The organism is Micromonospora sp. NPDC047756 (genome assembly GCF_055587245.1).
Genome location: NZ_JBVJGQ010000005.1, coordinates 598,001 through 610,229, shown reverse-complemented (window position 1 = coordinate 610,229; position 12,229 = coordinate 598,001). Strand labels below are relative to the sequence as shown.

Annotated in this window: 13 protein-coding genes and 1 other RNA gene; 11 read left to right on the top strand and 3 right to left on the bottom strand. The window is 70.3% G+C overall.

Going from position 1 to position 12,229, the window contains the following annotated elements; translation table 11 throughout:
* Positions 1 to 16 precede the first annotated feature (16 nt).
* The gene (locus tag ACZ6NZ_RS19525) at positions 17 to 607 is read right to left on the bottom strand and encodes an Rv3235 family protein (protein ID WP_465859421.1); all 591 of its coding nucleotides are present in this window, start codon (positions 605 to 607) and stop codon (positions 17 to 19) included.
* A 252-nt stretch (positions 608 to 859) separates the two neighbouring features.
* Entirely contained in the window at positions 860 to 1,087 is a 228-nt protein-coding gene (locus tag ACZ6NZ_RS19520) for a helix-turn-helix domain-containing protein (protein ID WP_030490852.1), read from the bottom strand.
* A 216-nt stretch (positions 1,088 to 1,303) separates the two neighbouring features.
* Here ACZ6NZ_RS19520 and ACZ6NZ_RS19515 point away from each other — a divergent pair, with 216 nt between their 5' ends.
* On the top strand, positions 1,304 to 1,813 hold the full coding sequence (locus ACZ6NZ_RS19515) for a DUF6912 family protein (RefSeq protein ID WP_465859420.1): 510 nt from the start codon (positions 1,304 to 1,306) through the stop codon (positions 1,811 to 1,813).
* 149 nt (positions 1,814 to 1,962) lie between these two features.
* Here ACZ6NZ_RS19515 and ACZ6NZ_RS19510 read toward each other — a convergent pair whose 3' ends face one another.
* Positions 1,963 to 3,090: a hypothetical protein gene (locus ACZ6NZ_RS19510; RefSeq protein WP_465859419.1), complete on the bottom strand. Its 1,128-nt coding sequence runs from the start codon at positions 3,088 to 3,090 to the stop codon at positions 1,963 to 1,965.
* 291 nt (positions 3,091 to 3,381) lie between these two features.
* Between ACZ6NZ_RS19510 and pruA the strand changes: the two genes are divergently transcribed.
* The 10 genes from pruA to ACZ6NZ_RS19460 all read left to right on the top strand — a co-directional run bounded on the left by pruA (position 3,382) and on the right by ACZ6NZ_RS19460 (position 12,225).
* Positions 3,382 to 5,010, top strand: coding sequence for an L-glutamate gamma-semialdehyde dehydrogenase (gene pruA / locus ACZ6NZ_RS19505; RefSeq protein ID WP_465859418.1), 1,629 nt, complete (start codon positions 3,382 to 3,384; stop codon positions 5,008 to 5,010).
* Positions 5,011 to 5,186: 176 nt separating this feature from the next.
* The gene (locus ACZ6NZ_RS19500) at positions 5,187 to 5,702 is read left to right on the top strand and encodes a PadR family transcriptional regulator (protein ID WP_091393967.1); all 516 of its coding nucleotides are present in this window, start codon (positions 5,187 to 5,189) and stop codon (positions 5,700 to 5,702) included.
* Between the two features lie 121 nt (positions 5,703 to 5,823).
* On the top strand, positions 5,824 to 6,945 hold the full coding sequence (gene prfB, locus ACZ6NZ_RS19495; protein ID WP_366610458.1) for a peptide chain release factor 2: 1,122 nt from the start codon (positions 5,824 to 5,826) through the stop codon (positions 6,943 to 6,945).
* Positions 6,946 to 7,063: 118 nt separating this feature from the next.
* On the top strand, positions 7,064 to 7,744 hold the full coding sequence (gene ftsE / locus ACZ6NZ_RS19490) for a cell division ATP-binding protein FtsE (RefSeq protein WP_030331491.1): 681 nt from the start codon (positions 7,064 to 7,066) through the stop codon (positions 7,742 to 7,744).
* Between the two features lie 67 nt (positions 7,745 to 7,811).
* Positions 7,812 to 8,687, top strand: coding sequence for a permease-like cell division protein FtsX (gene ftsX / locus ACZ6NZ_RS19485; protein ID WP_366610459.1), 876 nt, complete (start codon positions 7,812 to 7,814; stop codon positions 8,685 to 8,687).
* 149 nt (positions 8,688 to 8,836) lie between these two features.
* Entirely contained in the window at positions 8,837 to 9,316 is a 480-nt protein-coding gene (gene smpB, locus ACZ6NZ_RS19480; protein ID WP_357690599.1) for an SsrA-binding protein SmpB, read from the top strand.
* A 104-nt stretch (positions 9,317 to 9,420) separates the two neighbouring features.
* Positions 9,421 to 9,796: a transfer-messenger RNA gene (gene ssrA / locus ACZ6NZ_RS19475) on the top strand.
* Between the two features lie 69 nt (positions 9,797 to 9,865).
* Complete coding sequence (locus ACZ6NZ_RS19470; protein WP_465859417.1) at positions 9,866 to 10,543, top strand: hypothetical protein; 678 nt, start codon at positions 9,866 to 9,868, stop codon at positions 10,541 to 10,543.
* A 159-nt stretch (positions 10,544 to 10,702) separates the two neighbouring features.
* Positions 10,703 to 11,227: a hypothetical protein gene (locus ACZ6NZ_RS19465; RefSeq protein ID WP_465859416.1), complete on the top strand. Its 525-nt coding sequence runs from the start codon at positions 10,703 to 10,705 to the stop codon at positions 11,225 to 11,227.
* Positions 11,228 to 11,271: 44 nt separating this feature from the next.
* Positions 11,272 to 12,225, top strand: a complete 954-nt coding sequence (locus tag ACZ6NZ_RS19460; protein ID WP_465859415.1) for a hypothetical protein — start codon at positions 11,272 to 11,274, stop codon at positions 12,223 to 12,225.
* Positions 12,226 to 12,229 lie beyond the last annotated feature (4 nt).

Here is a 12,229-nt window from a genome sequence, read left to right as displayed (position 1 = left end):
ACCGGGGCCGGTTGGGTCAGAGCACGTGCAGGGCGACGCAGAGCCAGCGGCCCCGCCGATGTTCGAGGCGCAGGGCCATCGCCCAGCTGCGGCCGGCCGCGCCGGTGAGGACGGCTGCCGCCTCCACTGCGGCCTCCTGCGGCTCGCAGACCCGCAGGCGTAGCAGTCGGACCAGTGGTCGGCCGCTTCGACGGCGCGATGACCCGGCCCGGCCGGATGCGCGGGCGAGCTCGGTCAGCAGGTCGCCCGCCCGGGCCGGGTCGAGCAGCGCTCGCACCTGGGTCGGCGAACGGTAGCCGTTGACCACCTCCAGGCAGGTGCCGACGAAGCGGTGCGCGGCCCGGGTGGTTTCCGGTGCGGTCGACGGCGGCAACGACGCGACCGGGTGGGTGGTGGACCGGTCGGGCACCGGGCGCAGGGCTGCTCGCCGCTCCGCCGGCCGGACCGGGCTGGGCCGGCTGGAGGCGAAGAGGTCGAGGGCGAGCTGACCGTCGGTCGGCCCCGGCCAGTACGACCCGTCGCTCTCGTCCAGGTAGGGCGGGTCGAAGGGCGGAACGGGGCGTAGCCGCACTGGTGGTCGGGAAGGACCGGGTCGCGCTCCGCTCATCTTGGCCCCTTTTGATCTTGCGTTTGCCTACGTTTGCCTCCGACAAGCTTGATTCTGAGCGACGGAATGGCCCCGGTCAATGGCTCCACGCTGACTTCGGCCCGACGAAGGGCATGATCCACTCGGGTTCCGTGACAACGCGGTGTCCGAGCGGCCCCAACGCCCCGACTTCCGCGAAACCGAGTCGATCATGCCCGCAGCGGGCTCAGCGCGGCTCGGCGTGCGGGATGGACGGGTGGGCCCGGGGCTCTGCTACTCGGGGTCGCGGTCGACGAGTGGGTTGCTCTGCACCCAGTCTGCCGTCTCGTCGTATTTGCGGGCTATGTATTCCTCCAGCCGAGCGCGCTCGACGCGCCACTGGCCTCGCCCGCCGATCTTGATCGCCGGCAGTTCACCGCTGCGCACCATGTGGTAGACCTGCGAATCCGACACGTTGAGCTCGGCGGCCACGTCGGAGAGCAGCAGGAACCTGGGCTCCACAGAGACTCCCGGGGTTGATGTCGTTTGGCTCAGTTTGCCACCGACAGACCCCGCCGCCCAGCGCCGCACCGGTTCGGTGGCGGATCAACCCGCGCGGGACACACCGGTTGGAAACTTCCTCCGGCCGGAGGCGGGGTGTATGACGGTCACGGCGTGCGGCATGATCTGCGCCCGTGCCGGCGGCCGCCGGTGGAGGACGATGCGGGGAGACGACCGGTGACCGACGAGCTTGTCCGGGTGTACGTGCCGGCGACCGTACCGATGCTGGCCCGGCTCCGCGAGGAGGGGCTGGCCGCCGACGAGGCGCACGCCGTGACTCCGGCGCTTCGCGAGTGGTACGCCGAGGGTGACGAGGAGGAGTTGGAGTACGTCGCCTTCACCCGTGCGGCCCAGGATGCCCTGCACCTGCTTCGGGCTGATCCGACCGCTCCCCGCCGTCGGGTCGTCGTCTCGGTCGACCTGCCGTCGGCTGCGGTCGGGCACGGCGACGGTGAGCTGGGCTCCAGCTCGGTGACGTTGACCGACGCCGTGCCGGTGCGTGCCGTCGCGGCCATCCACGTGGACGGCGCGGACGCGGCCGAGGAGGTCGGCGCGGCTGCCGACGTGGTGGCCGAGGCGGCGGCTGGTGACCCGGACGCGCAGTTCACCGTCGACGGCGCCGAAGATCACGAGCTGGAGTGGTACGACGTGACCGAGCTGGACCAGCTTCTCCGCGCCACCGACTGACCGGGTACCCAGCCCAGACGGCCCGAGCTGCCCCCCGGCCCTCGATCATGCAGTTGTGGTGGTGGACACAAGCCGCACAAGCGGGTGAACCGCCCACCACAACTCCATGATCGACCGGGGAGGAGGGCTGCGACCGGGGAGGAAAGGGCCTAGCGCGCTGGGTCTGCCTTTGCCGGGTCGGCGTCGGCGTCGGGCGTTTCCGGTGCGTCGAAGGTCTCGGCTGGGTCGGCGTCGAACGCCGTGGCGTAGCCCGGCTTGTCGTCCGCCGGGTCGGCCTGGTCCACGACGGGGTTCGGGGCGGGTTCGTCGTCGTCGCTGTGGGCGGGGCCGAGCGTGCGGCCGAACGCGATGAGCGCGGTCAGCGCCCCCACGAAGAGCACCCAGATGCCGTTGTCGACCCGCGAGGTGCCCAGCGAGGTCTGGGCTACCGCGTCCGCCTCACTGAGTGCGCTGGCGAGGTCGAGCAGCGAACGGCCGCCAATCCTGATGATCACCTCGGCCAGCAGCAGGAGGAGCCCCGGGCCGGCGCCGGCCAACAGGTAGGCCGGCCAGCGCAGCGTCGGTGCCTCGGGATCGCGGCGGACGGCTCGACGCCGCGCCCAGGTCAGGTAGCCGTAGGCCAGTAGCCCGGCGAGCAGCCCGGCGACGAGCGATTCGGTACGGGACACCCACTTGGCTGCGTTGATCAGCGACTCCTGGCTGTCGCCGGAGCCGAAAAGGTCGAACAGCGGGTCCCGGGCGCGGCTGAACGCGACCACGAAGATCAGCGTGCCCAGCGCGGCGGTGACCACAGCACCGGTCGCCGGGGCGTTCCGCGCGCCGGCCAGCGCGCCGCCGATGATCGCCGCGGCCGCCGTGGTGCCGGCGATCACGTTGGTGGTGGACGTGTCGAAGTAGGTCAGGTTGATGGCCACCGCGGCGGCGAGCCCGACCAGCATGCCGCCGCCGATCGCACCGGCGAAGCGCAGGGTGGCCCAGTCGCCGTACCGGCGGGCCAGCAGGTTACCGGCGGCCAGCGCGACGGCCGCCCCGGCTACCAGCGCGGCCGAGATCACGCCGGGCAGGGCGAACGCGGAGAGACTGATCGCGGTGACCCCGGCCGCCGCCGAGGTGATGGCCTCCCGGGTGGACCAGAGCATGGCGGCCAGCCAACCGAGCGCCAGCAGCGCGAGCACTGCGGCGCCGGGGGCGGGCAGCGGCCGACTGCCCGCGCTGGCCGCGTCGACCGCCGGCTCGTCCGACTCGGCGGCCGGGACGCGGCCGGGCTCCTTGGTCATCGTCTCCCCTTCGAGGCGGCAGGTCACCGACCATTCAGGGTACGCGGGCCCGCTGGGCTGCCTGTCGCCCCGGGACGGTGGGACGGATCGAGGCCGGTCGGTAAGGAGAGGAGGGGTGGGGCGGTCCTTGGCTCAGGGCGGTGGCGGAAGTGGGTCGCGTGGCCCGCCGTGGGAGAATCACGGGAGGTCCCGCCGCTGCTCGGCCTCCCGTGCGGCGTCCGGTGTCCGGCCATCCGGTCGGTGCCCGCGGGTCCGGTTTCGCCACTGCTGTCGAGATCGCCAGGAGCCTTGATGGATGCCGTGTTCTCCGTTCCCGAGCCGCGCAACGAGCCGGTTCGCAACTACGAGCCGGGCAGCCCCGACCGGGACCGGCTCCAGCGGCGGCTGACCGAGCTCGCCGCCGAGCGCATCGACCTGCCGATGACCATCGGCGGTGAGCAGCGGATGGCCGGCGGTGACCCGATCAACGTGGTGCAGCCGCACAAGCACGCCCACGTGCTGGGGGTGACCGGGCACGCCACCCACGAGGACGCGCGTGCCGCGACCAGGGCGGCCAAGGACGCCGCGCCGATGTGGCGGGCGCTGCCCTTCGAGGAGCGTGCCGCGATCTTCCTGCGCGCCGCCGAGCTGCTGGCCGGCCCCTGGCGGGACACGCTCAACGCCGCCACCATGCTCGGTCAGTCGAAGACCGCGATCCAGGCGGAGATCGACGCGGCGTGCGAGTTCATCGACTTCCTGCGGTTCAACGTGCACTTCGCGCGTCGCCTGATCGAGGAGCAGCCGGCATCGTCGCCCGGCGTCTGGAACCGCTTCGACCACCGCCCGTTGGAGGGCTTCGTCTACGCGGTCACCCCGTTCAACTTCACCGCCATCGCCGGCAACCTGCCGTCGGCGCCGGCCCTGCTGGGCAACACCGTGGTCTGGAAGCCGGGCCCGACCCAGCAGTTCGCCGCGCACTTCACGATGCGGCTGTTCGAGGCCGCCGGCCTGCCGCCCGGCGTGATCAACATGGTCACCGGCCGGGGCGAGGAGGTCTCGGACGTCGTGCTCGCCGACCCGGATCTGGCGGGCATCCACTTCACCGGTTCGACGAAGGTCTTCCAGCAGCTGTGGCGGACCGTGGGCGACAACATCTCGCGTTACCGGGGCTACCCGCGCCTGGTCGGCGAGACCGGCGGCAAGGACTTCGTCGTCGCGCACACCAGCGCCGACGTGGACGCGCTGCACACCGCGCTGATCCGTGGCGCGTACGAGTACCAGGGTCAGAAGTGCTCGGCGGCCTCGCGGGCGTACGTGCCGCGCTCGATCTGGGAGGGTGGGCTGCGGGACCGGCTGGCCGCCACCGCCGACTCGCTGACCTACGGTGACGTGGCCGACTTCGGCAACTTCGGCGGCGCGGTCATCGACGACAAGGCGTTCGCCCGGCACACCGCGGCGCTGGAGCTGATCGCCGGTGACGACAGCTGCCGGGTGCTGGCCGGCGGCACCGCCGACGACTCGGTCGGCTACTTCGTGCGACCGACGCTCTTCGAGTGCGGCGACGCCGCTCACGAGACCTTCACCACCGAGTACTTCGGCCCGATCCTGGGCGTGCACGTGTTCGACGACGCCCGCTTCGACGAGGTCGTCGCGCAGGCGGAGTCGATCGCCCCGTACGCGCTGACCGGCTCGGTGTTCGCCACCGACCGCCGGGTCGTCGAGTCGGTCGGCGAGCGGATGCGGTACGCGGCCGGCAACTTCTACATCAACGACAAGCCGACCGGCGCGGTGGTCGGGCAGCAGCCCTTCGGCGGCGCCCGCGCCAGCGGCACCAACGACAAGGCTGGCTCCTGGCTGAACCTGGTCCGCTGGGTCTCCCCGCGGACGATCAAGGAGACCTTCGTGCCGCCGACCGACCACACGTACCCCCACATGGGCTGACCGGCGACGACCCGCCGGCGGCGCGTGGGCGCTGCCGGCGGGATGGCCGGAATGTGGCAATCCATCGATAGTCCTCAACGGACAGTCTGCCGCCGACAGTGCACTTAGGAAGTCCTGTCGGGTGGCAAACCGGCAAATCCTGGACGCCGGGTGCGCAAAGTGGCAGCGTAGTGGCCATGGCGGATTCCGGAGTCAACCCTACGGCGGCGGCCCTGCTCGGCCTCCTCCACGAGGGCCCGATGACAGGCGGTCAGTTGATGGCCGCCGCTGAGCGCCGATTGGCGCCGTACTGGTCGATGACCCGCAGTCAGGTGTACCGCGAGTTGCCGGTGCTGGCTGAGCGGGGTTTCGTGCGGCTCGGCAAGCCGGGCCCGCGGATGAGCCAGCCCTACGCACTCACCGCCAGCGGAAAACGGACGTTTTCCCGCTGGCTCGCGGAGAACCCGGGGCGGGACACCATCCGCAACCCGATAGCGCTCCGGATGGCGTTCGGCAACCTGCACTCCGCCAGCCAGCTCAAGGGCCTGTACGCCTCGGCCAACGAATACCACACCGAGGCCCTCGCCCAGGTCCGGGAGCAGGTGAAGAACGCCAAACGGGACGGCGAGACGTACGACGCCAGCGCGCTGGAGTTCGCCGTCGCCTACCACCGCGCGGCCCTGTCGTGGTTGAAGTCCGCCCCCGTCGGGTGACGGTCGGCGGGTTCGGGCACCGGAAACGAGCTGCTCCGCGCCCGCGGGCGTGGTGTCGATTTGGCGCGGGTCCGCGGGGCTCGCAAGCTCACTCCCCGTCCGCGCAGTACGCTTGTCTGTCGTGACCGCTGCCGATTACGCCGAACAGCTCAAGGAACTCGACGCGACCCTGCGAAACATCGAGGCCGTCCTCAACCTCGACCGGCTCCACGAGGACAAGGCCCGCTTGGAGCAGGAGGCCTCCGCCCCCGATCTGTGGGACGACCAGGCCAAGGCCCAGCAGGTGACCTCGCAGCTGTCGTACGTCAACGGCGAGATCAGCAAGTTGGGCAGCCTGCGCTCCGGCCTCGACGACGCCCAGGTGCTGCTGGAACTGGCCGAGGCCGAGGCCGACCCGGGTGTGCTGACCGAGGTCGAGTCGGAGATCACCGGGCTGACCAAGGCCATCCAGGAGATGGAGGTCCGCACCCTGCTCTCCGGCGAGTACGACTCCCGGGAGGCGCTGGTCGCCATCCGGGCCGGCGCGGGCGGTGTGGACGCCGCGGACTTCGCCGAGATGCTGCTGCGGATGTATCTGCGCTGGGCGGAGCGGCACGGCTACCCCACCGAGGTCTACGAGACGTCGTACGCCGAGGAGGCGGGCCTGAAGTCGGCCACCTTCGCGGTCAAGGTGCCGTACGCGTACGGCACGCTCAGCGTCGAGTCGGGCACGCACCGTCTGGTCCGGATCAGCCCGTTCGACAACCAGGGGCGTCGGCAGACCAGCTTCGCGGGCGTCGAGGTTCTGCCGGTCACCGAGCAGACCGACCACATCGACATCCCCGAGAACGAGGTTCGGGTCGATGTCTACCGTTCCTCCGGGCCGGGTGGGCAGAGCGTCAACACCACCGACTCGGCGGTGCGCCTGACGCACATCCCGACCGGCATCGTGGTGACCTGCCAGAACGAGAAGTCCCAGTTGCAGAACAAGGCCTCCGCCCTGCGGGTGCTCCAGGCCCGGCTCCTGGAGCGCAAGCGCCAGGAGGAGGAAGAGAAGATGGCCGGCCTGAAGAGCGGCGGCACGAGCTCGTGGGGCGACCAGATGCGCTCCTACGTCCTGCACCCGTATCAGATGGTGAAGGATCTCCGAACCGAGCAGGAGACCGGCAATCCGAGCGGGGTCTTCGACGGCGACCTCGACGATTTCATCGAGGCCGGCATCCGTTGGCGTAAGCAGCGTCAACTTGCCGACGACGCTGCGTGACGGCTCGCGGGCGGAGCGCGTCATCGATCTCCAGGTAGAGGCCTGATTCGACGACGCGCGCTGGATCTGTGGGGCGTGGGGCTTGGCTCAGTTGTTACACCGCGTAGACTCACCACCCGTGATTCAGCTTGAGCAAGTGACGAAGACGTACCCGAAGGCGTCCCGGCCTTCGCTCGACAACGTGTCCGTCTCGATCGAGAAGGGCGAGTTCGTCTTCTTCATCGGTCCATCCGGCTCCGGCAAGTCCACGATCATCAAGATGCTGCTGCACGAGGTCGCCCCCAACAAGGGGCGCGTCGTCGTCAACGGCAAGGACGTCACGTCGATGCGCTCCTGGAAGCGACCCCACTTCCGGCGCTCGATCGGCTGCGTCTTCCAGGACTTCCGGTTGCTGCCCAACCGCACCGCCTACGAGAACGTGGCGTTCGCTCTCGAGGTGATCGGCAAGACGAAGGCGGTCGCCCGCCGGGTCGTGCCGGAGGTGCTGGAGCTGGTCGGGCTCGGTGGCAAGGAGCACCGCTACCCGCACGAGCTCTCCGGTGGTGAGCAGCAGCGGGTCGCCGTCGCCCGGGCGTTCGTGAACCGTCCGCTGATCCTGCTGGCGGACGAGCCCACCGGAAACCTGGACCCGGACACCTCGATCGAGATCATGCGCCTGCTGGACCGGATCAACCGCACCGGCACGACCGTCGTGATGGTCACCCACGACTCCAACATCGTGAACCAGATGCGCCGCCGCGTCGTTGAGATTGAGAGCGGTCGCATCGTGCGTGACCAGGCCCGCGGCGTCTACGGGTGAGCCGGCGCTCCACCCCTGCGCAGCCTGACGACGAACACCTCATGCCGGAGACCCGGAGGAAATCCCGATGCGCGTGAAATACGTCCTGTCCGAGGTACTGGTCGGACTGTGGCGCAACGTGACCATGTCCATCGCGATGATCATCACGATGGCGGTCTCGCTGACCATGCTCGGCGCCAGCGGTCTCATGTACCGCCAGGTCGACGACATGAAGGACCTCTACTACAAGAACATCGAAGTCTCGATCTTCTTGACCCAGGAGGTGACCGAGCAGGAGCGCACCGAACTCCAGACGAAGCTCGACAGTGACCCCCTGGTCAAGGACGTCCTCTACGTCAACAAGGACGAGGCGTACAAGCGCTTCAAGGAGATGTACCAGGACGCGCCGGACCTGGTGAACGCGGTCAAGCCGGACCAGTTGCCCGAGGCGTTCCGGCTCAAGCTGAACAACCCGGAGCAGTACAAGAACGTCTACGACCAGTACAAGGACACCGCGGGTGTCGAGGAGATCATCGACCAGAGTCGACTGCTCGACAAGATCTTCAACATCCTCACCTCGATCCAGAACATCGCGCTGGCTGCCGCCGTCGTGATGGCGATCGCCGCCCTGCTGCTGGTCGCGAACACCATTCAGGTGGCCGCGTACAGCAAGCGGCGTGAGGTGGCGGTCATGAAGCTGGTCGGCGCGTCCAACTGGTTCATCCAGGCGCCGTTCGTGCTGGAGGCGGTGGTGGCCGGCCTGATCGGTTCACTGCTCGGTCTGGTGGCCCTGGTCGCGGCGAAGTATCTGCTCTTCGACGGGTCGTTGAGCGCGTTGCAGGGTCTGCTCTCGCCGATCACCTGGGGCGACATCCTGTTCATCTTCCCGCTGATGGCCGGCGTCGGTGGTCTGGTCAGCGCGGGCACCGCCTGGATCACCCTGCGGTTCTACCTGCGGGTCTAGGCACCGTACGGGTCGTACCGTGGTCTCCCGAGGGCCCTCCCGCAGCCGGAAATAAACGGCGCGGGAGGGTCCTTGTGATTCCGGTAGCATGATCGGTTGTCCGGCCGGGGTGAGCCCGGTCGCGGACGCCAGGAGAGGGGGTGGCACCGATGCCACGGGAAAAGGGGCGCAAGGTGGTCGCCTCCAACAAGAAGGCGCGTCACGACTACGCCATCCTCGACACGTACGAGGCGGGCATGGCGCTGACCGGCACCGAGGTCAAGTCGCTGCGGGCCGGGCGGGCGTCGCTCGTCGACGCGTTCGCGCAGGAACGTGACGGCGAGTTGTACCTGCACGCGATGCACATCCCGGAGTACACCCAGGGCACCTGGACCAACCATGAGCCCCGGCGTACCCGCAAGCTGCTGCTCAACCGGGTCGAGATCGACAAGCTCGTCGGCAAGACCCGCGAGGGTGGCTTCACCATCGTCCCGTTGCAGGTCTACTTCTCCGACGGCTGGGCGAAGGTCGAGATCGCCCTGGCCAAGGGTAAGAAGTCGTACGACAAGCGTCAGGACCTCGCCAAGCGGGACGCGGACCGGGAGATCGCCCGGGTGTCCGGTCGACGCGGCAAGGGCATGGACGACTAGTTCATCCTGTTTGTCCGGGTCGGCACGTCGGCCCGGGGCTCGGGATGAAAGCCGTTGCGGCAGGCGTTAGTCTTGTCAGTGCCACCACATCGGTGGCCTGTCGAGGGGGTGACTGGTTTCGACTTCGTACGCAGCGACAGGGGAAGCGAGCCGAGGAAGCCGACGTCGTCTCGAGAATCGGTCGTCGGAAACTTATAAGCGCCAAGCAAAATCGCGCTGACTTCGCTCTCGCCGCCTGAGGCGAGTAGCTAAGTCTGTCGGCCTGGGAACGCCTTCGTCCCAGTAGCCGGCATCAGCTAGGAGGCTGGCCAATCGGACCCGGTCGCGGGGTCCGTGCGGCGAGATTAATCAGCGACTGGGCCCGTCACACCAACTTGCTCGCGTGAGCGGTGGGGCCGAGTAGAGGCACAGCGAGCTGCGCTCGGAGAAGCCCTGACAAACCGGCGAAGGACCCGGGTTCGATTCCCGGCACCTCCACCACCTCGAACGAAGCGCCCCGGCCCACCAGCCGGGGCGCTTTCGTGTGGAGCGGGTCTTACGCTGCCCCCTGTGACCAACCAGGAGTTGCGCCTGTCGGTCGGCGCGTCGCCCGGCCAGCGCGTCGTGGCGGTGGTGTTCGGTGTCCTGCTGGCGGCGGTGGGCGCGGCATTCGTGGCACTGCCCCTCGTCGCCGGTGGGCTGCTACGCCGGCTGACCGGCCCGGGTGACCCCTTCGCCTCCTATGAGGAGGCTCGCGACCTTCCTCCGGGGTTGCTGCCGCCCGCGCTGCGCGACTCCGCCGACCCGAACCAGTCCGGTCCGAGCCCGCTCATCGGCCTCTGCGGCCTGCCCTTCGTCCTGCTCGGCCTCTATCTGGTGCTGCGGGTGCTCCGTACGTCCGCCTGGTTGGACGGCAGCCGTGCTCGGGTACGCGGCGCGCTGCGCACCCGCACCGTCGACCTCGCCACCGCCCGGATCGAGTCCGGCGCGGTGTCGTACCGCGAGGCGGACGACGACGGCCCGACCTCCGGGCGGCAGGTGCGGGCCGTCCTCGCGACCGACCGGGGGAGCGCACGCGGGGTCACCATCCCCCTGCGCGGCATGGGCCTGCCCGTCCTGCCGCCGTCCGAGCTTCGGGCGCTTGCCGACGCCATCACGACACATCGGCCAGGCGACGAGTGGGCCGGCGAGGCGCACGCCGTGGCCGACCACCTGCGCCGGCTGGCAGAGCGCCCGTCGGCCGACTGAGGCGGTCGTACGCCCCGGCAGGCCGGTGTGGGGGCTGGAGGCCACCGCAGCGGGGCTGGTGGGGTCAGCGGGGTCAACGGGGCAGATGAGACGAGCCGTGGCTCTGGACAGGGCGGGCCGGGCAGCCTCACCATCGCGGTATGGGGTAGCAGAGCCGCCGTGCGGGAGGTGCCAATGGTCACCGGTCCGGTCCAGCAGCCGTCAGTCGTCGCCCACGCGCGCGTCGCACATCCGGCGGGGCTTCCCGCCGATCCTCATGCCCTCGGTCTGCCCGGCATGCCGCGCCCGGCCGGCCTCGCCGGTGACGTGCATGCCCTCAGCCGGGCCGTCGCCGTCGCGAGCACCGAGCCGCGCTGGCGCGAGGAAATTCTCCTTCGGCTGCGTCCGGTGCGCCACGGCTTCGCCGAGCACGTCCGGGTCACCGAAGGTCCCACCGGCCTCTACCGGGAGTTGCTCAGCCAGTCGCCCCGGCTGGACCACGGGGTGCGGCTGCTGACCCGGGAGCACGTGGCGATCGTCGCCGCGATCCTGGCTGTTCAGCAGATCGCCGAGCGGCCCGAGACGCGCCCCGATGAGCTGCGGCACCGGGCCGGGCACCTGCTGCGGCGGTTGGCCCGGCACCGGCGGCGCGGCGCCGACCTGCTCTGGGAGGCGTACCAGACGGATCTGGGTGGCGAGACCTGACTCAGGTCGGGAACCGGCCGGTCGGCGGGGGCGTCGAACCGTTCATGAATCGGCTCGCACTGCTGCTCGTACCCCCGCTTTTGCTTCTGGTGGGTTGTGCCGCGACCGACGCCGGTCCGGCCGGCGGCCCGCCCGGCCGCACGGACGCGGCGGAGGCGTTCGACCGGCGGGCCGCTCAGGTCGCCGAGGCGTGGCGGCCCGGCGTCGAGTGGCGCACGGGTTACGTGCCGTTGGAGGGGCCGACCCTGCTCACCGGTGACCCGGGCTTCACCCCCGAGACCGAGGCGGCGTTCCGGGCCGGGTGGTACCGCGAGCAGGTCGGCATACCGCCCACCCGGGTCGGCGGCGAGATCCGGTTTCCGGACGGACGGTTGACGCTGCCGTTGGTCAGTGCCGCCGAGGCGTACCGGCAGCTCGACCAGGGGGACCCGCTGCCCTGCCCGGGGCGGCCGAAGCGGCCCGGACGGCCCACCCCCGGCGGCCCCACAGTCGAACCGGGGCCCGACGGGTGGGTCACGAGCAGCACGCAGACCGCGTGCCTCCCGCTCACCGTCACCGCTGTCACGTTGGGCGCCGTGCCGGTGCGGACGAGTCGTGGAGTGGCGCAGGTCCCGGCCTGGCTGTTCACCATCAAGGAGCTGACCACGCCGGTGGTCCGGCTCGCCGTCGCGCCGACGGCGGTCACCCCGGTGCCCGAGCCGACCACGCCGGCCCAGCCGCTGCCGGACGGGTTGGTGGCGGCCCAGAACCTGGGCGCCGTCGACGGCGCCCGGTTGACAGTGCGCCTCGGCGTCGGCGCGTGCGACACCGGGATCACGCCGTTGGTGTGGGAACGGCCGGACGTCGTGGTGGTCGGTGGCGGCGTCACCCGGGCCACCGGCGAATGCATCGACCTGCTGAAGGTGGAGCCGGTGACCGTGACCCTGGCGACACCGCTGGGCAGCCGACCGGTGCTGGACGTTTCCACCGGTGCCCCGCTGTCGATCGGACCGCGCTGACCCG

Coding starts and splice junctions, on each gene's coding strand:
- ACZ6NZ_RS19500 (WP_091393967.1), top strand. CDS start 5,187: ATGGCGGATTCCGGAGTCAACCCTACGGCGGCGGCCCTGCTCGGCCTC.
- ACZ6NZ_RS19525 (WP_465859421.1), bottom strand. CDS start 607: ATGAGCGGAGCGCGACCCGGTCCTTCCCGACCACCAGTGCGGCTACGC.
- pruA (WP_465859418.1), top strand. CDS start 3,382: ATGGATGCCGTGTTCTCCGTTCCCGAGCCGCGCAACGAGCCGGTTCGC.
- ftsX (WP_366610459.1), top strand. CDS start 7,812: ATGCGCGTGAAATACGTCCTGTCCGAGGTACTGGTCGGACTGTGGCGC.
- ACZ6NZ_RS19460 (WP_465859415.1), top strand. CDS start 11,272: ATGAATCGGCTCGCACTGCTGCTCGTACCCCCGCTTTTGCTTCTGGTG.
- smpB (WP_357690599.1), top strand. CDS start 8,837: ATGCCACGGGAAAAGGGGCGCAAGGTGGTCGCCTCCAACAAGAAGGCG.
- ACZ6NZ_RS19510 (WP_465859419.1), bottom strand. CDS start 3,090: ATGACCAAGGAGCCCGGCCGCGTCCCGGCCGCCGAGTCGGACGAGCCG.